The 22,927-nt window shown below is 58.8% G+C and carries 19 protein-coding genes and 4 pseudogenes; 11 read left to right on the plus strand and 12 right to left on the minus strand.

Annotation, left to right across the window (positions count from 1 at the left end):
* Positions 1 to 622: 622 nt before the first annotated feature.
* Positions 623 to 2,047: a hypothetical protein gene (locus tag AB8Z38_RS30650; RefSeq protein ID WP_369721348.1), complete on the minus strand. Its 1,425-nt coding sequence runs from the start codon at positions 2,045 to 2,047 to the stop codon at positions 623 to 625.
* A gap of 183 nt (positions 2,048 to 2,230) precedes the next feature.
* On the opposite strand from AB8Z38_RS30650, the pseudogene AB8Z38_RS30655 reads away from it, so the two are divergent.
* The 3 genes and pseudogenes from AB8Z38_RS30655 to AB8Z38_RS30665 form a co-directional block, all read left to right on the plus strand.
* A pseudogene (locus AB8Z38_RS30655) lies at positions 2,231 to 3,232 on the plus strand (IS256 family transposase); the annotation flags it as partial.
* Positions 3,219 to 3,632: an SDR family NAD(P)-dependent oxidoreductase gene (locus AB8Z38_RS30660; protein ID WP_369721349.1), complete on the plus strand. Its 414-nt coding sequence runs from the start codon at positions 3,219 to 3,221 to the stop codon at positions 3,630 to 3,632. The pseudogene AB8Z38_RS30655 and the gene AB8Z38_RS30660, both read left to right, overlap by 14 nt.
* A gap of 340 nt (positions 3,633 to 3,972) precedes the next feature.
* Positions 3,973 to 4,203: a hypothetical protein gene (locus AB8Z38_RS30665; RefSeq protein ID WP_369721351.1), complete on the plus strand. Its 231-nt coding sequence runs from the start codon at positions 3,973 to 3,975 to the stop codon at positions 4,201 to 4,203.
* A 36-nt stretch (positions 4,204 to 4,239) separates the two neighbouring features.
* Here the strand turns inward: AB8Z38_RS30665 and AB8Z38_RS30670 are convergent, their stop codons facing one another.
* The 8 genes from AB8Z38_RS30670 to AB8Z38_RS30705 form a co-directional block, all read right to left on the minus strand.
* Positions 4,240 to 4,929, minus strand: coding sequence for a DUF6527 family protein (locus AB8Z38_RS30670; protein ID WP_369721352.1), 690 nt, complete (start codon positions 4,927 to 4,929; stop codon positions 4,240 to 4,242).
* Positions 4,930 to 5,095: 166 nt separating this feature from the next.
* Positions 5,096 to 5,401 carry a hypothetical protein gene (locus AB8Z38_RS30675; RefSeq protein ID WP_369721353.1) on the minus strand — a complete coding sequence of 102 codons (306 nt, stop codon included), beginning with the start codon at positions 5,399 to 5,401 and terminating at the stop codon, positions 5,096 to 5,098.
* Positions 5,364 to 6,479: a hypothetical protein gene (locus AB8Z38_RS30680; protein WP_369721354.1), complete on the minus strand. Its 1,116-nt coding sequence runs from the start codon at positions 6,477 to 6,479 to the stop codon at positions 5,364 to 5,366. Before AB8Z38_RS30680 ends, AB8Z38_RS30675 begins: the two co-directional genes overlap by 38 nt.
* A gap of 1 nt (position 6,480) precedes the next feature.
* A complete protein-coding gene (locus AB8Z38_RS30685) occupies positions 6,481 to 7,308 on the minus strand; it encodes a ThiF family adenylyltransferase (protein WP_369721355.1) in 828 nt (275 codons plus the stop codon).
* A complete protein-coding gene (locus AB8Z38_RS30690; protein ID WP_369721356.1) occupies positions 7,259 to 7,810 on the minus strand; it encodes a hypothetical protein in 552 nt (183 codons plus the stop codon). Before AB8Z38_RS30690 ends, AB8Z38_RS30685 begins: the two co-directional genes overlap by 50 nt.
* A complete protein-coding gene (locus AB8Z38_RS30695) occupies positions 7,807 to 8,205 on the minus strand; it encodes an E2/UBC family protein (protein ID WP_369721357.1) in 399 nt (132 codons plus the stop codon). Before AB8Z38_RS30695 ends, AB8Z38_RS30690 begins: the two co-directional genes overlap by 4 nt.
* The gene (locus AB8Z38_RS30700; RefSeq protein WP_369721358.1) at positions 8,205 to 8,456 is read right to left on the minus strand and encodes a multiubiquitin domain-containing protein; all 252 of its coding nucleotides are present in this window, start codon (positions 8,454 to 8,456) and stop codon (positions 8,205 to 8,207) included. Before AB8Z38_RS30700 ends, AB8Z38_RS30695 begins: the two co-directional genes overlap by 1 nt.
* Positions 8,449 to 9,387, minus strand: coding sequence for a WYL domain-containing protein (locus tag AB8Z38_RS30705; RefSeq protein ID WP_369721359.1), 939 nt, complete (start codon positions 9,385 to 9,387; stop codon positions 8,449 to 8,451). Before AB8Z38_RS30705 ends, AB8Z38_RS30700 begins: the two co-directional genes overlap by 8 nt.
* Positions 9,388 to 10,234: 847 nt before the next feature.
* Here AB8Z38_RS30705 and AB8Z38_RS30710 point away from each other — a divergent pair.
* The 4 genes and pseudogenes from AB8Z38_RS30710 to AB8Z38_RS30725 all read left to right on the plus strand — a co-directional run.
* Positions 10,235 to 10,477, plus strand: a pseudogene (locus AB8Z38_RS30710) (IS5/IS1182 family transposase); the annotation flags it as partial.
* 2,161 nt (positions 10,478 to 12,638) lie between these two features.
* Positions 12,639 to 12,908, plus strand: coding sequence for a hypothetical protein (locus AB8Z38_RS30715; RefSeq protein ID WP_369721360.1), 270 nt, complete (start codon positions 12,639 to 12,641; stop codon positions 12,906 to 12,908).
* Positions 12,908 to 13,333: a hypothetical protein gene (locus tag AB8Z38_RS30720; RefSeq protein WP_369721361.1), complete on the plus strand. Its 426-nt coding sequence runs from the start codon at positions 12,908 to 12,910 to the stop codon at positions 13,331 to 13,333. Before AB8Z38_RS30715 ends, AB8Z38_RS30720 begins: the two co-directional genes overlap by 1 nt.
* Positions 13,334 to 13,538: 205 nt before the next feature.
* On the plus strand, positions 13,539 to 14,882 hold the full coding sequence (locus tag AB8Z38_RS30725) for an IS5 family transposase (protein WP_369721363.1): 1,344 nt from the start codon (positions 13,539 to 13,541) through the stop codon (positions 14,880 to 14,882).
* A 90-nt stretch (positions 14,883 to 14,972) separates the two neighbouring features.
* Here the strand turns inward: AB8Z38_RS30725 and AB8Z38_RS30730 are convergent, their stop codons facing one another.
* On the minus strand, positions 14,973 to 15,659 hold the full coding sequence (locus tag AB8Z38_RS30730; protein ID WP_369721364.1) for an HAD family hydrolase: 687 nt from the start codon (positions 15,657 to 15,659) through the stop codon (positions 14,973 to 14,975).
* Positions 15,660 to 16,624: 965 nt separating this feature from the next.
* On the opposite strand from AB8Z38_RS30730, the pseudogene AB8Z38_RS30735 reads away from it, so the two are divergent.
* Positions 16,625 to 17,866: pseudogene (locus tag AB8Z38_RS30735) on the plus strand (ISL3 family transposase); the annotation flags it as partial.
* Positions 17,867 to 18,211: 345 nt separating this feature from the next.
* Positions 18,212 to 18,439, plus strand: a complete 228-nt coding sequence (locus AB8Z38_RS30740) for a hypothetical protein (protein ID WP_369721365.1) — start codon at positions 18,212 to 18,214, stop codon at positions 18,437 to 18,439.
* Between the two features lie 873 nt (positions 18,440 to 19,312).
* Here AB8Z38_RS30740 and AB8Z38_RS30745 read toward each other — a convergent pair.
* On the minus strand, positions 19,313 to 19,690 hold the full coding sequence (locus tag AB8Z38_RS30745) for a hypothetical protein (RefSeq protein WP_369721367.1): 378 nt from the start codon (positions 19,688 to 19,690) through the stop codon (positions 19,313 to 19,315).
* Between the two features lie 743 nt (positions 19,691 to 20,433).
* Positions 20,434 to 21,700: pseudogene (locus AB8Z38_RS30750) on the minus strand (NAD(P)/FAD-dependent oxidoreductase).
* Positions 21,701 to 22,028: 328 nt separating this feature from the next.
* On the opposite strand from AB8Z38_RS30750, the gene ybgC reads away from it, so the two are divergent.
* Positions 22,029 to 22,472 carry a tol-pal system-associated acyl-CoA thioesterase gene (gene ybgC, locus AB8Z38_RS30755; RefSeq protein WP_369721369.1) on the plus strand — a complete coding sequence of 148 codons (444 nt, stop codon included), beginning with the start codon at positions 22,029 to 22,031 and terminating at the stop codon, positions 22,470 to 22,472.
* 125 nt (positions 22,473 to 22,597) lie between these two features.
* A complete protein-coding gene (locus AB8Z38_RS30760; protein ID WP_369721370.1) occupies positions 22,598 to 22,879 on the plus strand; it encodes a hypothetical protein in 282 nt (93 codons plus the stop codon).
* Positions 22,880 to 22,927: the final 48 nt, after the last annotated feature.

Here is a 22,927-nt window from a genome sequence, read left to right on the forward strand (position 1 = left end):
CCGAAAGTGTTGCACCGCTGGCCGCCTTAATGGTCTTTGCAAACAGGACGATCGATGGAGCAGCACGACCGGGATATCCGACATTCCCCTGCTGACCCGGGGCACCAGACGCTCCGGGACTGCCGTCACCACGGCCGAAAGCCCCGTCAGGCGCTCTGAGGCGATCGGGCGGCACCTCCTTAATCGTACGTCGCGACCACGTTATTCTTGCGGAGCCATTCAGTTCGATCGTTTCGGCGACGATAAATATGGGACCTGCCGTTACAGCCGCATCCGAGATAGTCAGGACGGAGTCGCCCGCAAAGCTTACCGTGCGGGCGGCAATGACGCCTTGTTCGAACACCATAGTCTTTTCGATCTTGTATTGGTCGGAACTGAACCTCCAAATGTCAGAGGCCTGTTTGAGCTGGGAGAAAACCTCAGCTGCTTGCCTGATCTCAGGCGTTGCTTGCTCCGCTGCAAATGCTGAGAAATTGCCCTCGACCAGTGCGCAACAGAGGGCGGCAGCGAGCGCGAAAAAGACCGCCGTGCGGGATCGTCGTGAACTTCGTCAATGGAGACTCCAACAGCTAGATAATGGCGCTATCTGCAAGACGCATATTCCGCCAACAGCTTGACAGGTTTATCCGCCCTTGTTGAGGGGCGCCTGCCTGGAGCACGCCCTCAATCTCTTCAGTATGTCGCCAGTGCCACCATTCCACTTTTGCAACTCCGATGTACCGGCCATCTGGATCGCTTGATGGGTGAATCCAAGCCCTACAGTATCCTCTGTGTTTCCGAGGAGCAGGATGGTCACGTCCATTTTCCTATCCCAAGAGTTCAAGTCTCGGTTTGATGCCACGGGCGTCAAGCTTCCAGATCTCAAGAGCTGGATCAAAGCGACAGACGCTTCCCCGAAGCTTTGGGTCGGTCCAGAGTCGCCAATCACGGCAAATATCAGTCGCTCCTTCCCGCCTATGAGAGCATAGGCCGCGACCAGGTCGCCAGGCCTGATCTGACCAAACGGACTGCCGGGCAGGACGAAGAATGGGACAGTCGAAGCATCCAGCCACGATTGAGGTAGACATTCGGGCGGGGCTATCTGGTCAGCATCTTCGATGTCCACGCCCACGACATTCTGCTTATGTCTAAGGGCAGTTGCCGCAACAAAATAGCCGGCAAAGCGGGATGTTGCTTTGCGTATGCAGGGCAGCTTGTTAGCGGTCGAGGGGATTATGTCCCGCTTGAAGAACGTCCGCGCTCCTCGTTCTGCGTCATAAAATCCGTAATAGGCAGTTTTCAAACTCTCCGGCATGGCGCCAACTTCGATTGGCTTTGCAATGCCATCGCGAATTCGGGGCCATAAGCCTGGCCAAACCTTCCGGAGGTCTTTGCCCTTGAGTTCCTGTGCGGGGTCCAGCACATGGACGCCGGCATCGCCGAACGTATCAATAGCGCAAGGCCGGTCAGATACGTAGCCACCGGCAGGACCAGGTGTAAGCTTGCATGATTTGTCACCGAACGGGTCTTCGGGATGGTATGCACGCGGACTGCCATCTGCGTCCACGTGCAACGCTTCTGTACGCGCAATCAAATATTTTGGCTTGGTGGGAAGCCCTGAGGTTTGTGGATCGAGTAGGATTGCGAACTCGTTCTTTACGGTTCCATTTTTTCCAACCAGCTTCATTTGAAAGTGCTGCATTGCGCAAGCCTGGTCAGTGGGGACACCAGCGCCAAAGGCTGGGCCGCCGCGCCGAGCGACGAAGGCGCTCAAATTCGAATCGAACGACTTCAATCTAATGGACGGCCAAAACGTCGCTGACGGAATCTCGTCGGCCTCTGCAATCGCTCTTGCAAGCGACTCTAAATCGCGGCCTTCGGACCCGTCCGAGGCGAACGCGGGTTCAAAACTCTGGACAAAGGCGAGCACCAAAACTATGGCGCTTCGTGTCGCCAAATGCTTCATCAGTGGACGTCCACAAAAACGGACTGTCAAAATGATCGCGCTGGCAATTATGCTGTCGTATGCCGGGAGCTTGGCGGCCATCTTAAGACTTTGAAATTGCATTGCAAGTCCTGCGCAGCCATTAGTTGGGTCGTGCCCCTGGTGGTGGTGTAGCTCGGTAGAGCAAAGCCGCCCGGACGCGCGCCTCGAAATAGCGCCGTAGCGGGCGGGCGGCTTTGCGGTGGTCACCGGCAGTTCTCCGGTAGGATCGGGTTGCGACACGCCAACGCAACCGAGGAACCACCGATGACCGATGATATGATGAACCTGCGCACGCTCGTGGAGAAGACCCCTGACGCCGATCTCTTGCGCGAGATGATCGGCTTTGCCGCCCAAAGGCTGATGGAGCTGGAAGTCGAAGGCGAGACCGGGGCAGCCTACGGCGAGAAGAGCCCTGAGCGTCTGGCCCAGCGCAACGGCTACCGCGACCGGATCTGGGAGACCCGCGCCGGTGCGGTCGAGCTGCGCATTCCCAAGCTGCGCAAGGGCTCCTACTTCCCGGGCTTCCTGGAGCCGCGCCGCATGGCCGAGAAGGCGCTCACCGCCGTGGTTCAGGAAGCCTATGTGCAGGGCGTCTCGACCCGTTCGGTGGACGATCTGGTGCAGGCCATGGGCATGACCGGCATCTCCAAGAGCCAGGTAAGCCGACTGTGCGGCGAGATCGACGATGAGGTGAGGGCCTTCCTCGCCCGCCCGATCGAGGGCGACTGGCCATATCTGTGGATCGACGCCACCCACGTGAAGGTGCGCCAGAATGGCCGCATCGTCTCGGTTGCGGTGATTGTCGCGATCGGCGTCAACAGTGACGGCCGGCGCGAAGTTCTCGGCATGGATATTAGTCCCTCCGAGGCCGAGACGTTCTGGACGGCGTTCCTGCGCAAGCTCGCTCGCCGCCGCCTGCGTGGCGTCAAGTTAGTCGTCTCCGACGCCCACGAAGGCATCAAGGCCACCGTCGCCAAGGTGCTCAATGCCTCTTGGCAGCGCTGCCGCGTCCACTTCATGCGCAACGCATTGGCCCATGCCGGCAAGAGCGGCCGGCGCATCGTCTCCGCCTTCATCGCCACCGCGTTTGCCCAGGACGATGCCGAGGCCGCGCGAACCCAGTGGCGCAAGGTCGCCGACCAGCTCCGGCCAAAGCTGCCGAAGCTCGCCGGCTTCCTCGACGAGGCCGAGACCGACGTGCTGGCCTACATGACGTTCCCGCCGCAGCACCGGACCAAGCTGCACTCCACGGATGAGATGGACAAGCGATTTTTTTCATGACCGAGATGACGATTGCAGAAATCGCGTACGTCCATTCGTGGCGTCCGCCGGGAAGAACAAAGGTCTTCCGGGCCGCAGCACCTACAGCGGCACCAAGGCTGCGCTCCGGTCATTCGCCCGGACGTGGACCAGCGAATTCAAGGATCGAAGGATCAGGACCAACGTGCTGAGCCCCGGCGCGGTCGATACGCCGATGTTCGACGGGCAGTTCCCGTCCAAAGAGGGCCCCGCCGAAGCCAGAAAGCAGATCACGGCGATGACGCCTATGGCGCGCTTGGCGTACCCCGATGAAATCGTCTGCCCGGCTTTGTTCCTTGCGTCGGACCTCAGCAGCTACGTCGCCGGCATCGATCTTCCAGTCGACGGTGGACTGACGGCTGTCTAGCAAGTTGAACGAAAGGATACATGATGATCAAAATTATCTTAGGTGCGCTTGCTTACATAGTCCCGTCGATGCCTTGGGGCTATTTCTGGCATTTGAGAGTGTTCAAAAAAGAATGGGAGTATTTTGGTACTGGCCCGAGTGTTCCACTTGCATTTATCGCGATGGTGATTCAGGGAACCAATTCTTTCAGTCGCGTAGTAGTGGCAAGACATGCCCCCACGCGAAAGTCACCGTTCTTGGAAACGGCATATCGCGTTGGTCAATATGCACCGTTTGGTGCCTTGCTCTGCGCAGTGTACTTATATGTCCCCGGGATAGCCTCGACGACGAGGAGCTTCCCATGACGCACCCAGCGAGCCATGTAGTCCCGGAGCAGGGGAAATTTCGCCGCGCCATCGCCGCCATCTGGGCCACCTTGGAAGCGATGTCGTCGTCCTCCGGCTTCGACTACACGCTCGATCGAATCGAACGCTTGGAACGGGAAGTAGGAAGACTGAAAGAGGAAATGCGCCAAAGTCGCGATCCGGGAGCAGCCGACGCTCACAACGCTGACGCCGCGCCCAAGCAGTGACCCTGCCGCTGACGCATCCGTGCCTCTTTCGCCGCCTCAAAGTCTCCTAAACCGGCCTTTTGACTGGCCGGTTCCTTCGATCGCTTTGCCCTTTCGGCAGAGCTTTCGGCAACAGCGCATAACATCCCAAGGCACGCTGCCGGCAATTTGATCGGCTATCTCTTCGACTGATCGTTCGGGAGCGGAGAGCGTTTCGAGTACCCGGTCGAGCAGTTCGGTCTCGCTGATCTCTTCCTCGTCAAACCACCAATCGTCTCCTCGCGGTCCAAACAATAGGATTTTATCGCGCAGTATGATGAAGTGACTCTGGCAGTCGGTATCGCGCCATACCGACGGATAAACGCTTGTACCCTTCGGGGATTCGTAGAGTCGCCATGCAGGACCGGCCCGCCGGTCGAGGTTTACCGGCAGTTCGGCTCCGCAACCACAAGGGCATGACAAGATCAGCCAGCGTGGGCCTGACCGATCCACAATGACTGCGTCACCCGGTTGCTTCAGATAGGCGCTGGCGCCCGCGCGTGAGGCAACTCTGGCTTTGACGGTGAAATTTATGATCATTGCCCGGCCCCCGGGGACCGACGCTTGCGCCCGGGCGATGTCGTCGCCGTAGTCGGCGCCATCGCTCGCAAAATCTTTTGCCCCAAGAAGAATGCAATCGCCCGCAATGTGTTCGGCTCCTTTTCCTTTAGCTCTGGATGATCGTTGCAACCCTTGCGAATCAGGCATAGCGCGAGCGTCAGCGCGTATTGCCCGGGCACCCGCTCGGCTGACCAGCTCAACGCACGAATTTGATTCACAGCATTAAAAAACCATTCGGTGGGATCGCCCGGTCTACAGTATGTGGACTGGCCCATCTTCAAAGCTTTTTCCTCGTAGAGCGGGCTAATCAAGCTCAAGAGCTTCTTGGGCGTAAGCTTTTTTTCTTAAGGTCTTCAATGAAGCCTTCTACAAAAAGCCCACCTTCAAGTGACGCGGGGTCGTAGGTGAGCGGAAAGTGCGGCTCCAGTTTCTCAAAATCAATAAGAATTGCGTCGCCGTGCCGGACAAGCACGTTGGTCGCGTGCATATCGCCATGCGCGGGAGCGACCAAGGGCTCGGTTTGCCCCAGTTTGTCGAATATCGCTTTCAAGGGATCGATCGCGATGTCGGCGCGGAGGTTCTTAACGAGCGGTATCCGCTCGGGGGGCAGGGCGATCAACTCGCTCTGTCCCTCGATGCGCCACTTTTTTGTCGAAATAGGACGCAAGCGAGGATGCCGTATCAACGCGCTGTTGTTTCCTCCAGCCTCCCAGCGTTTTGTCAAACAAGTTGGCGATGGCATGCCCACAGCGGCCGCCTCGCGCACAGGAGACCAGCGACTCTGCGCCCTCGACAAAATCGCCCACAAGAATTCCTTGGGTTGATCCGAGGTTGCAGCGATCGCGGCGCAACCGCGGCCCGAGATAGAAAGGGACGTATTCGAATATATGGCCGCAGTATTCGTCGTGCTCGTCGATGATTTTTTTGCGCTTACCGATCTTCGCAAAATACAGATGCGGGTATGCGCCCTTCGCTCCCTGTTGCACTAATCCGGCACCCAGCGAGGCGTAAGCCTTAAAGACCGGTGCGCCCGAGAGGCCGCCGTCGATCGATATCAGTTGAAGCTCCGAGCAATTCCAGAATGCCCGCTTGAGCAACATAACCCGTTCGTCGTGCCCATCAGATCCAAATCGGGCAAGAAGAGCGGCTTCGTCAAATTTCAACTCGAATTCCCGTAGGGGGCCCGCCGGTTTATCACAGACCAAAGCGGCAATGTCACCCCAAGACATCATGGTGTCGATGATGTAAACGCACGGCAATAGAAAAGCATTTTCTCTCTCGCGCAGGTTTTCGGGAACGGACTGCCACTCCTCGGGCCGAAGATTCGCAGTTGGCAGAGAACCTTTCCTAAGCTGATTTATGATGACCTGCCGGGGCATCGCCGTCTGTTGTTCGTCCGTTGCTAGACGAACGTAGATTCGGACATCGTGATCGAGAAGGCGCGGCCCGACTTTGAGCAAATCTTGAGGCAGGGTCTTCAGATTCTTGGGGTCCTGAGTCCAGATCACCGCATCGAGTTTAGCGATATAGTCGTCATCGCGAAGCTTATCCAACGTCACCGGCCCGTTCGCCTTGGATGGCTCCCACGTGACCTTGCGCTCAACGAACCGTTTTAAATCCTCATCAGACGGCACTTCCCCGACGAAAGCGAGTTTCGCGCGCGGCGTGCCTTCTGGCGAAAATTCGCGGATCGCCATGTCAGTCGTCCCGCGTGAACAAGGGCTGCGAATCTCCCCGCGCAAGAACGCCTCGCGGGGAGCAAATATAGCAATTCGGATTGCTGGTGAATGAAACGGATCGCAGTGAGGGCGGGCGCGCGTCGTAGATAAGATGCCGGGCGGCGCTTGGCACCCCTACCATCATGGCCAGAAACATTGTCATGGCCATCGAGGTCACGGTCCCGTTGATGGAGATGACGGCGGGCGCGGGTTCATGCGCGCCTTGAATATACTGATCTTTGCTCCGCTCTTCGGCGTTCATCATGTCCCGCCGGACCTCTTCGGAATCCAGCAGCTCGCAGCATGTGAAGCACGGCAGTCGCGGCGCGAGTGCCTGCACCCGGCCATGTATGCCCGCGATCTGGCCTGCCCTAGCGGTGATGATCGAGCCCATATCAACGCATGGGATGAGATATTGATATGCGATCTGCTGGATGACGGCGCGGCTGCCATGCGAATCCGTGCACGCGAAGATAAAGTCGGCGGCCCGAAGTTCGCGAGCAACCGCCGTTCGCGTCACATCCCCGACGATGCGCTTACACTCAGCGTCGGACGTGATTTGTGCGATCATGTCGGCAGCCACGTCCGTCTTGTGCCGGTTGACATCGCTTACGCGAGCACCGACCACCCGGTTAAGGTTGGTCGTCTCTATGCGGTCGGGATCGACAAGGATGACCTTGCGCACGCCGAGATGCGCCAACTGTTCCGCGGCAATCGAGCCTGTGCCGCCCAGACCGACTATGGCGACAGTGAGTGACTCAAGATATTTTTGGCCGGCAGCCCCCGAGTGCCCTGACCTGACGGTCAAATTTCAACGGCGTGGAACCTGACGGGCCATCGGCGTCGAATAGAACTTGCAGTCGCGGCCCGACCGACACGACGCGCATGGTCTTTTCACCCAGACGCCGAGCGCACCAGCCCCCTGCGCTTACCACCACGGCGCCATGCACCGTGTGGGGCACACGCACGGACATGAACCGCGCCAGATGTGTCTCGCCATCATCGTCTATTTCGGAGAATTCCGGCGGAGTGGACCCCGGATGCGAATGCACAAAAATAGCGGACAGATTTTCGCGCGCGGCCCTTTTGCCAATTTGCGCGATGAAATCCGGTTTGAGCTGCGCGCTGATGCGCGACCGGTCTGAATAATTATCGTCGGTGGGAAACTCGATCCAGGAGACGACAAGACGGTCCAGCCCGGGCAGAGCAACGTGGGACGCCCACAAGATCGCGCAGCGCTCGGTCTCCCTGCCTACAAGCTCAGCGACAATTCGGCTGGCATCTCCATCCTGAAACCTGAGCTCCATCATCGAGGCGGGTCCAGACGCTGGAGGATGACCCGGTAGAACTGCTCAAGCCGGTCGCGATTTGGGTCCCACGTTTGCAGGTGCCAAGAAAACCACGTCAAAGGACGGCCCGGGGTGATATCGTAGGGCAACGGCGTTCCTTCGTTGGCGGCCTGCGGTATCGCGCCGTTGGCAAGGCGTATCGCCGGCGAAACCCAGAAGCAGTCAGGCTTTGCAGCGGGATACCCGGGCGGCGCGATGAAGAGAATGTCCACCTTCTTGGGATTCCAGCCATCAGGCAAATCGAACCCCTTGATCGTAATGAGGTACGATCCATCGGCCCGACGCTGAATCTCAGCGTCTTGGTGCTTGAATTCCTGAAGGTAGTCCTTCAGTTGCTGGAATTGCTCGCCGATCATCAGAGTCCAAACGTCGCTGGCGGGACAGCGAAAAAGTGTTTCACGCGTTCGGTAATACCCACGGCTTCACCGTCACCGATGCCCTTGTCGGGTTTGTCACCTTCTTCCTCAAGGAAGAGCTGGTAGTTGGGGGCTACACTGGAGATAGCCTTTATTTCCGCGCCAGTGAGCGCGCTCTTGGCGCTTTCATAGCGATTTGCGTCCACATAAAATGGGTGCAGTTTTTTTTCGGATTTCTCTGCTTCAGACATGTCGTTCTCCTTCTAGGATTTGTGCTTGCGATCGGTCGTTGGCGTCCATTAATTCTTTGAACTTTGCGCGGTTGGCCCACACGATGGGCTGAGACTCCTGCGGTGATTCAATCCGCAGGTGGCGCACGAAATACGAAACGAGCGAGCGGCGGATCGTCTTTGATAACCGTCCGTCCTGCATGCCGAAGTCGTCAACAACTGACTGTCGCTGACTCGGCGTCAGATTCGGATTGGGTTCGATATCGATCACGACGAAAGTTTGCCAATCCGCATCGTCCTGCGGATTCACATGACTGATACGGCGTCCGTGGATTTTCTGGAGTCTGGTCAAGACAAAATCGCGAAATCGGGAAGTGCCATGACACCATGCGCGGGTGTGCCAGCGGGAACCGTCAAAGGCCAGAGAATGAGGGGCAATCCACTGACGAGTTGGCTCGGGAGAGCGCATCGATTGATACGTGGCGTCTACCTCCGAGCCATCGCGGATCGCCCAGAGAATTGGCAAGAGCAACTCTGTGCGAACGCGCCGGACAGGGAGCGTCACGACATCACAGGGCGGGCGGGTTCCCACAAAGCTTACTGATCGTGAAATCGTCCCGGCGGCGAGGCCCTGAATCTCGTTCAAATAAGTCTGGGTATCGGGCGCGAGAAAGAGCGGTTTGAATTGCGCGGTGGCGCGATAGACCTTTTCGTGGCGGTCATACTCCATATTCTGTTTGGCCAGATCGAGGTACTTGGCGAAATCCAGCGATGCCTGCTGAACCGAGATGTTGAAATATTCGGCGACCTCGCCCCGGTTAATTTTGCCGTCCCACAACAGGCGAAACTCGATGAATTCCAGCCGGCGGTCTTGGCCCCACGGACGTGGCCGAGGGACAGCTTCTAGGTCAGCGTCGCTCCTTGTCTCTATCTGTGGTGCATCGTGTAACATGATCCATCATATAACACGACGCGTTCTCTCGTCAAGGAACCCAGCATTGCGCGGGCACCACGGCCCTCCCTTGTGCTCCTGAAAATTCGTTAACCCGTTGGAAAAACGGGACAATGGGGATGTTGGGGCGTTCTGCGTCCCGGTCGCAGTCTTCACCGTCCCCGGTCAAAGTCCCTATTCCGAGGCTTGCGCGGCGTCTGCTCCGGGGAGGGTCCGCCTTCGTCGGTGCCTTGGTCGGGCCCCCGCGCTTCGGCCTTGGGCTCTCGTTCTTCTGACCGCTCAGGGGTGCGCCTGCGACGCTGAATTTTGATCTCCCCTTCGGGCGCTGGCTCCTGCGCGCCTCGCGTCTCCTCCCCCGCATCCCCAGTTGATCCGGATGCCCGCTTGAATTCGACCGTCAGGTCGATCGGCTTTTAGCCGCGCGATTGAACTCGTCCGGATGCGACAGTTGCGGATCGGGCTGTGGCTGGCGGCGTTGAAAACGGCGCGCGTGATATAGGCATTGGCGGAAAGACCGGACGTTTCCACGCGGCGCCGGACTCGTCCCGCCGCTCTGCGGGCGGGCGGTTGGATACAGGGGCGTCGCGCTTCTTGTCGGTCTTCTCCGTCATGCCGCCAAACGTAGGCGCGTCAATCCGCGTCCCGCCTCGCACGAACCTCGCGCGATCCTCGCGAGCTCCGGGGCCGCGCCTGCCCCGGTCGATGGGTTCCCAAGGGAGAGCGAAGTCTCTCTTGCGGCCTTGCCGCGCATCCGCCCGAAGGCGGAGGCAGGTCGTAGGTCACGGGGCGCGAAAGCCCCGGACGCCGGTTACAAGGGGCTGCGGTAGAGCCCTTTGTTCGATTGGGATGGGGGAGAGCCGAAGTCTCGCCGTCCGACCCGGCGGCGCGCTGGACGGGGGCTCACGGTGGCCAAGCCTTCTTCGCCTACTCCACGAACTACCTGATCGACGTCGAGAACGCGATCATCGTCGATGTTGAGGCGACTACGGCGATTCGGCAGGCGGAGGTGCCGGCTGCCAAGCGCATGATTGAGCGCTCGCTCGAACGGTTCGATCTCTATCCAAGCCGGCTCCTCGGCGACAGCGGTTATGTATAAACCTTGGTATCGGTCCGTGACCCCTTACGTACAATTGAGCCGCCTCTACGATCGCCTTATCTATAGGGTGTGCGGTAGCACTGCCGCTATCGCTGCCCTCCTTGGGCGTTTCCTCCCTAGACTTTGGGCCGCTTGTGGCGACGCAGGCGGCCTTTCTTTTGGGGGTACCCCATCGGCTTCGGGAGGAATTCAGGTTTACGCCGTCGTCCGTAACCTCAGACGTGCAACCGCTACAGCATCACCAGCAACCAAGCCGCGATCCTCGCGCCCTTGCGCGATCAATCGCAGCTTGAACACGGACGGCTTCGGGGAGGTTAGCTGGTCCCCGCACCATCCAACCGCGCCAGCCCCGCCTCGATCACGACGATATCTTCCTCGATCTGCTGGACGTTGTCCGGAAATCAAAACCTGCACGTGCCTTTAGGTCCACCGCCAGCTTCCAGCGCAGCATACTGAGGCCCACCGATTGTTCAAGCGAACGTAACCGTCCACAATCAGTTCGATTGCGTTTGGTATTCCCACACCCGCCGTCATCGACTGACACCGAACCGCTTACCCAGCGACACCCCCTCGAAACGGCCTCTCTTCGCAAATTGTCTCCAGCAGCCGTCAAATGAGACCCTTTGGTCAAACCGAGCCGACCTAGCATCAGGAGAGCAAGGGGGCTGCACAGTTCAATGGAAAGACCGGCTCCCAATGCAATGGCGCGTTGTTCATCCCCGTTGAGATCGGCCCATGAGATGCCTTCCATAATGCGCCTCCGTCGCAAAGAACTATCCAAAATCCAAACGCGCGACCGGATGATCGCATCACCTTCGACGCGGAATGGACCAACATGGGCTTGCACCACACCTCCGCTCGCCACGTACTCTCCTCGTTGGCGAGCTGCTTGCGGCTGCGAAACATTCCCAACGCGACACGTCCGACTATGTCTTCTCGTCGCTGAGAACCGGCGGCCAGATCTCAGGCTTGACCAAGATGAGCGCGCCACGGGTCTGTGGATTTGAAACATCAAGGGGAATACATTGAACTTATCTATCCCCATATCCAGTAAGCCGATAAGTGAGTCGTACCAGCTACGGAGCGTTTGCTGCGGCAATCCATACATGAGGTCGAGCGAGAGATTCTCAACGCCCATCTCATTCAGCAATTGTACGAGTTGTACTACCTCGTCCACGCGTTGCCCGCGGTTTAGTATGCGTAAAATGCTCGGATCTAGACTTTGGGCCCGCGACTGCAACGCCGCTATGGTCGTACAGATCCTTTACGGTGTCCCAGCAATCCACGTGCCACCAAAGGCATTTGCGAGCCTCCTTGAACAGCGCAAAGCGATGTGCTTCGCGTCCGCTGGCGGAATACTCGGGCCTCAGTGTCTGGTCCCGGACATTAATGTCTTCAACCGGACAGGGCTGAACGCGACAACGCGGAATGTTGAATGATGATGGCGGCCTCTCATGCCGAAGTCGAGATCCGCTCCAACCCGACCTTACGACCGAATCGCTCGGCTGAAGAAGGCTGCGTCGCGGCACGTGATGGATATGCTAATTCGTGACCTTGTTGCGCCGGGGGGATGTAGAAAGTCCGTCTGCTACCATCGGGTAGCGTCCACGTCTGAGCCCGTTGTGAGGAGACTGATATTTGCAGTGTGCGCTTTCAGTCAGTTGCGGACGCGTTGCACGCGGCGCCGCGTCATCAAGATCACCGGCATCGCCTTCGACTGGGTGTCGACACCTCGGCGTTTACTCCTGTTGTCACGAAGGCACAGCCGCTCCGTCGAGAGGGTCTGGAGGCACTTCGAGGACAAAGGTTCGCGTGGCCGGACGATCACCCTGAAGGTGAGGTTTCAACGATTGCGAGATCATCGCGCGGAGCAGGACGGGACGCGTCCCGATTTCGAGCCGCAGCGAGCTCGAACACTTGTCGGTCGTCTTCCTTTCAAACGAGATACCCGCTCCAAAGCCGATCCGCCTTCTTGCCTTCACGCCAGGGCGAACCCAGGCCGAGCTGCAGCTCGGCCTACCAATTTGAGTCCGCATCGATCAGAATCAAGGCCGCGGTAGAAGAGTAGAGCGCGAGCCCTCGTGCGCAGCGCGGCAGAGTTTACCTCAACTGCGGGAATCCAAAGGTCGAAAGACTTACGGTAGGATAGGCGTCGATGTTTGAATACACCACGACCGCTCTATCGCGAGCGGTACTTGACGAGGTCTGCGAGACGCTTCCGCGCAAGGAGAGCGGCGGTCGCGTGGCCTCCAAGATCGTCGAGGCCGCAAAGACCGACGAAACAACGCCGAAGCTGCTGCGGCAGATCGGGCGTAAAGCCCTGGCCCTAGCGTCATCATGTGGCGTTGATCGGGCGAGGTGCGGAGTGAACTTCCAGGTCACAGTCTTGAAGATCCTGGTGAGTTACCCCAAGGATTTGGCGTGATGGCGGACCTCAAGCGCGACATGGCAATCCTCGCGACCAGCGGCCCGGAATGGGCCGAGCGCACCAAACGGCTGGCCGCGCGCGTTCCCGGGCTGGACATTTTTTCTCACGGCCTCGTTGAACGCCAAAACGGCGGTTGGAAAATCACGGTGAGAGGGCGAGTTGTGCTCGAGACCATGGAGGCGCGCCGAGGCCAAAACGAGCCGACGGGGAAAGTCCCAGTCGAGACGGCCTGGCCGGTGCCATCGTTGCCCAGCCCTCGGAACGAGCGAACCGCCGGCGCGAGCGTTTCCAGCGTCGCCGCGAAGCCCGCGGTGACGACTACGGCGCTTGGAACGCCGCGAGTGCGGCAGGTACCGGATCACCGGTTCGGTATTGCAGATGCTGGACTCGCGACTGAAACAAGAAGAGCGTCGCGCGGTTGAGCCATGCGACGCGTGCGATGTCGAAGGCGGAGTCCGAATCGCCGAGATAAACTGTCCTCCGTGAAGAATTCCCAAGTCATTGATTTGGAATCTGGAAGCGGCGCATTAGCGTCATCGGGTTTGCCGAGAATCGGGTCTTCGGAAGGGGATTCCTTGCAAACTTGATTTGTGATTCTCTGGCCCGGAGCGATTTGGCGAGGACCAGATGCGGCCACCGGAACGGCGGGAAACGGGAGAGCAGGATCTGTTCCGCTCTCGGCTCGATCAGATCATTGACATGAAGCATCCGCTGGTGGCGCTGGGCCGCACGGTGGATTGGAGCTTCCTGGAGGAGCGGTTCGGCGAGGTCTACACCGATGATCCCGGCCGCCCGCCACTGCCGACGCGATTGATGGCGGGACTGGCGATCCTCAAGCATACCTACGACCTGTCTGACGAGGTGCTGTGTGAGCGCTGGGTCGAGAATCCCTATTACCAGTTCTTCTGCGGTGAGGAGTTCTTCCAGCACGAGTTGGTGTTCGATCGCTCGTCGCTGACGCGCTGGCGCAACCGCATGGGCGAGGAACGGCTGCAGGCGTTGTTGCAGGAGAGCCTGTCGGTTGCGACCAGGACCAAGGCGATCAAGCCGTCTGACTTGTCTCGGGTGATCGTCGACACCACGGTTCAGCCCAAGAACGTGACGTTCCCCACCGATGCGAAGCTTCTGAACCGGGCGCGCGAGAAGCTGGTACGGCTGGCGCAGCGTCACGGGGTAGGTTTACGCCAATCCTATGCGCGCGTGGGCAAGTTCGCCCTGATCCGGCATCAGCGCTATGCCCACGCCAAGCAGTTCAAGCGCGCCAACCGAATGCTGAAGAAGCTACGCACCTATCTGGGCCGTGTCATTCGCGACATCGGCCGCAAGACTGAGGGCAATAGCGGGCTCGAAGCTGCCTTCGCCAAGCTGCTATTGCTGGCGCGGCGCGTCCACGAGCAGCAGCAGCGTCAACGTGGGCCGAAGGTCTATTCCCTGCATGCACCGGAGGTCGAATGCATCGGCAAGGGCAAGGCCCATCGGCCTTACGAGTTCGGCGTCAAAGTCTCCGTCGCCACCACGATCGGCCACGCCAAGGGCGGCCAGTTCGTCACCCATATAAAGGCGTTGCCCGGCAATCCATATGATGGCCACACCCTGGAAACCGTCATCCCCGACATGGAGGCGATGGTCGGCAACACCATCACGCGCATTCTCGCTGACAAGGGCTACCGCGGCCACAACGCGCCGCCCGAGTACAAGTTCAGGGTCTTTCTCTCGGGGCAGAAGCGAGGCGTGACGTCGCAGATCGAGCGTGAGCTGCGCCGCAGGGCCGCCGTCGAACCCGTCATCGGCCACCTCAAAGCCGAGCATCGCATGGGCCGAAACTATCTCTGGTTCCGGCACGGGGACGCAACCAATGCCATCCTCGCCGCCACCGGCTACAACTTCCGCCGCCTGATCCGCTGGCTCAGGATTTTGTTGTGGCAAATCCTGACCGCACCCCTCACGGAGCCGGCGATCAATCCAGCCTGAATCAGCGTTCTTCTTCACGGACGACAAACTCGTTCAACATGGACGACATGATCAAGCTTTTATCGACGCTGTGCGGTGATTCTTCGGCGATCATGATTTGTGCATTCCGAAAAAACCGTGGCTTCGTAAGATTGGCAACAGCTCATGAAGGTTGTTAATCGTGTAGTCTGGATGCGCCGCTTGCAGGCGCGCCTCGGAAACAAATCCCCCGGTAATGGCTATACTTATCAGTCCGAGATTCCGTGCAATATCCGTTTCGATCGGCATATCGCCGACAATGAAGGTTGACGCCGGCTTCAAGTTGTTCTTCTGCATGTATAGACGAAGTCGCTCTCCTTTGCTCGTCGATTTGTATTGCGTGTCGCGGCTTTCAAACGCGAGCACATCGTCGATGCAGTCATTGATTCCAAGTCTTCTCAATTGGTAGCGCAGAGGGTCGACTATATGGTTGCTCACGATGATGGACGAAGCCCCTTCTCGGCGCGCCAACTCCAAGACTCTGCGCGCACCCTCGCGCAGGTCGGCTCTGCCCGCAAGAGCCTCGTAGGCGTCGTGAAACATTTCACTCCCATCGCGATCCACCGTCGCAAGCTCGTCTTGCGATAGTCCGAGGCTGCGAAAAAGAAGAGACAGCGGAACGTCGCAATGTTCCCGAAAAGTCTTCATGTCGATCGTTGTGCGACCAAAGCGATCTAGTATTGCATTGGTGGTTTCGAGCAGTGCGTAGGCGTCGTCGAGCAGTGTTCCATTCCAATCGAAGACGAGAACCGGTTTCATGATCTGACCTTAAGCATGGATTCGTGCGGGTGTCAGCGTCGTTCGCTACGTATAGGAGCACCGAACTACCTGGGCATCGACTCACTAGATGAGTTCAAATACTGGCGGGAATGGAGACGATTGACACACCCGCGATCAATCGAGCAAGTGTCATTTTGACCCCTGGGCCGGGCGACTGCGAGGCCGTCATGATCGTACGGGCTCTTTACGGTGTCCCAGCAATCCACGTGCCACCAAAGCCATTTGCGAGCCTCGCATGAAGAGGGCAATACCATGTTCTCCGGCTCCGGCGACGGAACACTCGCGCCTCAGTGTCTGGTCTCCGACATTAACGTCTTCAGTAGGATACGGCTGAACACGACAACACGAAATGTTGAATATGACGGAGGCGCCATTGCGAGTTTTCGCGAGCGGCTCTCCTTGGACACGAGGCCTTCGCGCTGAAGACGCTCCGGTTGCCATGGGAAAGTCGAGCTTCAGAAGGCGACTGCCTGAGCAAGCAGCGGTTTGAGGACCGCGAACCGATCTTTCGTGGCGAGCACTCGCGGTCCTTTGCAGGCTCGAGCTTCGCTGAATACGCCTCGGGTCCGATCATCATCCGGGTTGGGGACGCGGCCCTTTCCACCGCACTTACGTCAACGGTTACATCCAAATGCATGGGCAGGGCGACGAGGCTAAAGGCCTCGCACAATTCCCGCCAGAATATCTGCCCGCGCAACGCATTTGCCACCTGCAAGATCGCCAGAAATGGATCGATGACTGGGAGTACCAACCACCTGAGAAATTCAAAATGACTGACAGGCTCACCACGTACGAACGCAGAAGCATTGGCCTGCCGTCCTATAGCGCGCTGACGGTTATCGCATCGGCCTTAAGCTCCGGATCCGCCGTTCTGCTCGGTGATCAAATGGGCGACGCGCAGCAGGGCACCGCGTCCATAGCGGCGGGGGAAACCAAGGTGTTCGGCGCGGCGAACGACCCGGCTCGATCTGATCGTCCATCACCTTGGGCTTGCCTTGGGTGGTCGCCCGCCGGCGAGTTTTGCCCGTCGATGCTGCCCGTGAACAACGACACATTGCTTCGGGTGGTTAGAAAGCGCGGGTGTCCGCCCTTTGCTGCGCCGAGCGTTATCGGCATCGACGATTGGGCCTGGCGGCGCAATCAGCGGTACGGAACGATCATCTGTGACCTCGAGCCGCGACGACCGATCACTCTCTTACCCGACAGAGAGCCAGCCACTGCGCAGGGCCTGGCTCGCGGGCCAGCCACAGATCGCTGTGGTCGCGCGCGACCGCGGCGGTGGTTACGCCCTTGCTGCGGCCAAGGCAATCCCGCACGCCACCCAGGTCGCCGACCGTTGGCACCTCATGGAGAACGCCAGCCACGCCTTCCTGGATGCGGTTCGCAAATCCATGCGCCAGGTCTCGCGGTCGGCTCCGCCACCATAAATCCCAGCTTGTTGACCGCCGCCGAGCGCATTCAATATGAGGGCTATCTTCGGCGAGAAGACACCAACGCGGCAATCCTCAAACAGGCTGAGACGGGCATCTCCATAAAGGAGATCGCTCCCCGGCCATAGCCGGGGCCTCATCCGCAGGGTATTGCGAGGTCAGCGATCCGACGTGTTCAGGGTGCGCGAGAGCTCGCTCGAGCACTACCTGCCATGGCTGGATGTTCAGTGGGCCGCTGGCCATTGTAATGGCGCCGACCTTTGGCGTCGCCTCAAGGCGCAGGGATTTAGAGGCTCGGTGCGGGTCGTTGCCGAATGGGCGACATGCCGTCGGCGTGCCGAAACGCCCGATGCTCAGAACCTGCAGCGCGTACCATCCGCGAGAACGATCGCGCGCCTGATGACCAATGGCCGCGATACGTTATCAAAGTCAGAGACCGTCACCATTGCGGCGATTGAGCAAGGCGTTCCTCTCCTGGTGGAAGCTCGAGAGATCATAGCCGCTTTCCATGCGATGATCCGCAAGAAGGCCCACGGAGAGCTTGAACCATGGTTGGAACGAGCATGCGCAAGCCTCGTCATGTCTTTCGCCAACGGCGTCATCAAGGACAAGGCCGCCGTCAGCGCAGCGATCACGACGTCCTGGTCCAACGGACAGACCGAAGGCCAAATCACCAAGCTCAGACTGGTCAAGCGCCAAATGTACGGACGCGCCAAGCTCGACTTGCTGCAGGCTCGGCTAATCGGCGCCACATGACCAGTGCGCCGCGACGCGATGAAGATCAAGGCTGTCGATGAAAGCAACCACTGGCGGAAATGCGGCGCCAAGAGATACGTGCATATTTGCGCAGCCTCGATCCCATGGCCCTGCAAACGTTGCGCTCACAACCAAGAGTGCAATGCTGCTTGAAGCAATACTGGGCCGAGCCCGAACTGAGCGACTTCACGGGCCGCCTTGCTGATGTAGCCGAGAAAGTCGCAGCCGGTTCTTCGAATTGCACTACAGCGCAGAGATTGCTGACGTTAGTGAGATGGAAGCGGTGGTTGCCGAAGCGGACGCCGGGGTGCAGGTAGCGCGAAGCAGTTTGCAAAGCGCCCCGACATGCATGACCGCGAGTTTAATGCGCTCATGTCGCCGATAGAGCGAAGGGGTGGCGCGTCATGGTTGTTAAAAATCACGCAAGGGCATGGCGCCGAGTTGATTCAGGTGGTCGAGGTCGGCGAGGACGGCAAGGCAAGTTACCGCGAGGCCAAGTCCTCAGACATTTCTGAAGGCGCTTATTTCAAGGATAATCGCCGAATATCGCGCCGCCCGCGCGGCTTAGTTTGAGAGAAAGCGAAACCACAAATGTCCGACCCGACGGGAGCTTGATTTAGGATGTCGAGCGTCCGCTTGATAGGATCGCTCGCAAATAGATCAAAGCCCGCTCCATCGCTTTTGGCTGGGGGTCTGGAGGAGCGATGGAGCGGGGTCAGGGGCTTCGATCGGCAACACGAAGACGACGCGACCGAGATATCCTCGACACATTCCATTTGCGACTGTGATTCTGGCTTGTTGGCGGCCGATGCATGGCGCTTGTGGGGATGAAAAGCAGGCATGCTTCCAAAACAATCGCGAGTAGTACTGATCTCGCGCCCGACGCAGGTTCGTCCTTACCATAGCGGAATCTCGTTCGCACCCGCGGCGGGCCGATGCAGTGGGCGCAGATTGCCTAATAGGACACTTTGCAGGCTTTCCCGGGGGCGACCCCCCACCTCACCCTTAAGGGCGGGACGGCAAGTCGCGTGAGGAAATCGCACTGTCAGCTTGTCACCCAATAACGTGTACGATACCGCAACTCGGTCGACGTGTGTACCCACAGCTCCAGTGCCGGTCATATGCCTCTCACACGCTGTTTGCCAATCTTCGTGGATGACCTAAGAATTTATTCGGGGGGAGCTTAAAGAAAATCTCGCAGTCGCGAGAGTTCAACAAGATGATCACGTTGCAAGACCTCGGTTACCCACGGTGGCTGGGGTCTTGTGTGGATCTCGTAGAGGTGGCGTTGGGCCTCGGGCTTGGCCATAAACTCCCGCATACATTCGTCCAACGTGCCGTTACGGATCAGGTAGGGAACGCCGCCCCAGGCTTTAGGGACGCGCTCATTATTGATGGACGGCCATTTTCGCAAGGACGCAGGCGCCGTGAAGTCAATGTTGGTTATCAGACACGCTTCGACTTTTTGCTCTTCTTCGCAGCCTTCTTTGACGGGCTCTTAGCCGACTCTTTCGGAGCGATTTTCTTCATCGCTTTCTTGCCTGTCTTCTTGGACGCCTTCTTCGCCGGGGGCACTGCCTTCTTAGTCTTTGAAGCTGCGACCGTCTTGCTCGCTCTTTCGGGCGCGCGCTTCTTCTTCCGGGAGACGGTCGGCGGCGGCACAGCTGCAGCGTCGGTCGCTTCAGGAGTATAGACCTGCTCGTTGGTGGTCCCGACAACCGCTTTGGGATCGGGCTTGAAGGCTTCCGCCGCCGCTGCCGAAGCACCCTCCGCAAGCTCCTTCACCGTGTCCGAAAACCCATCAAGTATCGACGTTTTAGCCATCCCGTCCTCCCCTGAGTCGCTGGGAGGATACCTCATTTTGCGTTCAACCTCATTATTCCGAAGAGATTTCGCCGCGCACGCGCTCGGCGCAAGGATTAATTATGACACCCAAACAAAGCCGCGCTGGCATACTGGCACTACGATGCCGGCATAAGGCACGTAGGCGAAGCTGCCCCAATCCATCATAAGAGAGTTTCCAGTCGGGTTCAGCGAAACGAAGTGCGCAGAACTCGCCTCACAGGCTGGCTCTTCCCGTTCAGACCGCCCTGACGTCAATTCATAAGCGCTTCCAATGCCGGCCATGGGGTGGGCCTTCGCGCCGGTGTCTCATCAGAAACCCTTTTAAAGCGGGCTTCAGTCACTGCCGCCTTTTGCGTTGAGCGCGCATTCATCGAGCGGTCCCGTCGGGAGATGATCCGCCTCCACGGTGCGGACTGGCATTCGGCGGAGAACCGACAGCTCGACTCATGAACGTCACCCGTCGTACGCTCGTCGTTTTCACCATCCGATTGTCTGACCCGAAGCAGGGGGTGCCGAAAGCGACGAGCTCGAGATCGTGCGGCAGATCGGAACGTGGTGATGAGTGGCTGCTATATGGGCCCTTCCCGCTATTCGGTACTTTCATCGCCAGGCCGTATCCTAAGTTCCATGACGGCGCCCTTGAACACATCATAACAACATGAGGAGCACCGGCATGCTTCGAGCGAGGGCAGCTTGTTGAGCCAACCGGGTTGCTGGGGTGATCAGAACCAGGAATCCATCAGGTGAACAACCTGGGAGCCCGCCGTATAAAACGCTTCCTGCGCTGCACGAAAGCGCTGGGCTTCAACAGCAGTGACCGGCAACGGCAGGTCGTTGTCCGCGATCTGCCCCAGTACGTACGAAGCCAAAACACTGCCAAACACAGTGCCTGGTGCGATTCCGCGGCCGTTATAGCCACTGAAACTGATGACGTTGCGGTCCAGCTTGTGAAGCCGGGGCAAGTTGTCCGAGGTCATTCTAATCATGCCAAACCAGCCCGTTTCAAACTGGACGCCCCGAAGTCCTGGAAAAAGCTTGTGCAACGATCTTTGGGCCCAAGCGCGGTGAATAGATCGCCCAATCCCCTCAAGCGCACCAACACTGCCAAACACGAGTCGCCCGGAGCGATCGAGGCGAAATGAAGAGAGGACTTCTCGAGTGTCCCACACACCCTGCCGCTCAGGCAGGATCGACTTTCTCAGATCATCGGGCAGAGAGGGCGTGGCAAAGTTGAAATAGGGCAGTCGATCTGTTCCCGCGGTACCTCAGACCAAAGTCCTTTGCTATAAGCGTCCGTCGCGACGACCACCCAGTCGGCCTCTACGCCGACTCTCCAGCGGAAACCATTCTGTTGCGCCATGACGGCCTCACTATGCGTAAATATCCTGGCTCCCATCGCAAGCGCGGCCCGCGCTAACCCTCGCACATAAGCCAATGGCTGTATGGTGCCCGCTCGTTTATCGAGCAGCGCGCCGGTGTAGTCGCCACCGCCTACTTTGCTGCGTGTTGCCTCCGCGTTTAGCACCAAGACGGGCGCTCCACGCTTCTGCCACTGTTCGGCACGGGCCTCAACCTCCTCCAAGCCCTTACGTCCGACCGCACAATGAAAGTGCCGGCACGTTCGACTTCACATTCGATGTGGTGCTTTTCGATGAGCTCGAATACCGTCTGCGGTCCGCGGCCGAGCTGTTCAAGTAACCGTTCTCCAAAAGGCGCGCGGAGCGCGGCCGGAAGCGCCTCAGGCATGAGCCACATGCCCGCATTCACGAGCCCGACGTTCCGCCCGGACCCGCCGAATCCTATTTCAGACGCCTCCAAAAGCGCGACACGCGCTCCACCTTCAGCGAGATGAAGGGCCGCCGACAGCCCGGTATATCCGCCGCCAATCAAGACGATATCCGCTGCAATTTCATCGGTAAGTGGAGCAGTTTGTGGCGCTGGTGGCGCAGTCAGCACCCACAGTCCGTGTGATCGCCGATTGTTTCGCATCCGCCAATCCTCTTACAAGTAGCTTCTTGATCGACCCGAGGTCCAGCAGCAATCGTGAATACCGGTGCCGGACCTCTCTAGATCCAAAACTGACGTGCCAGCGCCACCCTGCCAGGCAAATCGCAGGCCAAAAGGACAGTTCGTCATCACCCCGGAGATGGGGCCGAGCTTCTAAGTTGTTGATCTGTTGAGGGCACGCGCAGCACCCACGCGGCGGTGCGCCGGAGCTCCGACTGCGCGAACAAAGCCAAAGCCCATCGGCGCTTGCTCTGGAACGCGCGTTTGTGCGAGACAATGGGTCCTCAAAGGGCAGTAAGGGGAGCACACCGTGACAGCCTCTCTTGATGGCGAAATTCGCGGCGGCCGCCATCATATGCAGGTCCGGGTCTATTTCGAAGATACCGACTCCGGCCAGATTGTTTATCACGCAAATTTCTTGCGCTTCATGGAACGCGGCAGAACAAACTACTTGCGCTTGCTCGGAACGAATCAGCAAGCATTACTCAAACAAGCCAAGAACGATGCGCCCGGTCTTGCCTTCGTTGTGCGCTCGATGACAATCGATTTTCTAAGACCGGCGGTCTTGGATGACATTCTTGACGTCGTCACAGTCCCGCAAGAGGTGAGGGGCGCGTCGATTGCCTTGCTGCAGGAATGCAGGCGCGGCGACGATCTCCTCGTCGCAGCACGTGTACGGGTAGCGTTTATCTCAGCTGGAAAGGCGCAGCGCATCCCGAAGTCGCTGCGGCTCGCTATGGAGGGGCATAGATAAATCTGCCGCCTCATTCACGCCTCTGCCTTGCAGCGCGCCAACGAAATCAAGTCATCATGGCGGCATAAGTTAAAGCAAATGGGCTGCGGCAAACCCGGCGGCTCAATTGCACAGTCCAAAGCCGGATGAACCAGAAGCCGGCGAAGAACGAATACAAATCGGACTTCATCGGCTGCTTTGGTCACAGCGGACAGCGAAACTACGTCAAGGATGACGGCCCGATTGGCGACTGGCGCGGCTATAGGGGCGTCTATGGAACGGAGATTTTGTCGGCGCGCCACCGCAAGTTAGAGCTCGACGAGCCAAGCGGGTGTTCGACAGCACGATGGCTCAGTTCGCCAAGTTTTGAGCTTCGTCGTATCGCCTGTGAGCCGCCGGTCCCCCGCGTCGGGCAGTTTTGTTCTTGATTCTCGATCCGCTTGAGAGATCCCGTCTGGCTTGTTGAGTGAATCTCA

The organism is Bradyrhizobium sp. LLZ17 (assembly GCF_041200145.1).
Classification (GTDB): Bacteria; Pseudomonadota; Alphaproteobacteria; order Rhizobiales; family Xanthobacteraceae; genus Bradyrhizobium.

Excerpts from the sequence above, each read along its gene's own strand:
- AB8Z38_RS30650 (WP_369721348.1), bottom strand. The coding sequence starts at position 2,047 with ATGCAATTTCAAAGTCTTAAGATGGCCGCCAAGCTCCCGGCATACGAC.
- AB8Z38_RS30660 (WP_369721349.1), top strand. The coding sequence starts at position 3,219 with ATGAGATGGACAAGCGATTTTTTTCATGACCGAGATGACGATTGCAGA.
- AB8Z38_RS30665 (WP_369721351.1), top strand. The coding sequence starts at position 3,973 with ATGACGCACCCAGCGAGCCATGTAGTCCCGGAGCAGGGGAAATTTCGC.
- AB8Z38_RS30670 (WP_369721352.1), bottom strand. The coding sequence starts at position 4,929 with ATGCCTGATTCGCAAGGGTTGCAACGATCATCCAGAGCTAAAGGAAAA.
- AB8Z38_RS30680 (WP_369721354.1), bottom strand. The coding sequence starts at position 6,479 with ATGGCGATCCGCGAATTTTCGCCAGAAGGCACGCCGCGCGCGAAACTC.
- AB8Z38_RS30690 (WP_369721356.1), bottom strand. The coding sequence starts at position 7,810 with ATGATGGAGCTCAGGTTTCAGGATGGAGATGCCAGCCGAATTGTCGCT.
- AB8Z38_RS30695 (WP_369721357.1), bottom strand. The coding sequence starts at position 8,205 with ATGATCGGCGAGCAATTCCAGCAACTGAAGGACTACCTTCAGGAATTC.
- AB8Z38_RS30700 (WP_369721358.1), bottom strand. The coding sequence starts at position 8,456 with ATGTCTGAAGCAGAGAAATCCGAAAAAAAACTGCACCCATTTTATGTG.
- AB8Z38_RS30705 (WP_369721359.1), bottom strand. The coding sequence starts at position 9,387 with ATGTTACACGATGCACCACAGATAGAGACAAGGAGCGACGCTGACCTA.
- AB8Z38_RS30715 (WP_369721360.1), top strand. The coding sequence starts at position 12,639 with ATGTTTGAATACACCACGACCGCTCTATCGCGAGCGGTACTTGACGAG.
- AB8Z38_RS30720 (WP_369721361.1), top strand. The coding sequence starts at position 12,908 with ATGGCGGACCTCAAGCGCGACATGGCAATCCTCGCGACCAGCGGCCCG.
- AB8Z38_RS30725 (WP_369721363.1), top strand. The coding sequence starts at position 13,539 with ATGCGGCCACCGGAACGGCGGGAAACGGGAGAGCAGGATCTGTTCCGC.
- AB8Z38_RS30730 (WP_369721364.1), bottom strand. The coding sequence starts at position 15,659 with ATGAAACCGGTTCTCGTCTTCGATTGGAATGGAACACTGCTCGACGAC.
- AB8Z38_RS30740 (WP_369721365.1), top strand. The coding sequence starts at position 18,212 with ATGCATGACCGCGAGTTTAATGCGCTCATGTCGCCGATAGAGCGAAGG.
- AB8Z38_RS30745 (WP_369721367.1), bottom strand. The coding sequence starts at position 19,690 with ATGGCTAAAACGTCGATACTTGATGGGTTTTCGGACACGGTGAAGGAG.
- AB8Z38_RS30760 (WP_369721370.1), top strand. The coding sequence starts at position 22,598 with ATGAACCAGAAGCCGGCGAAGAACGAATACAAATCGGACTTCATCGGC.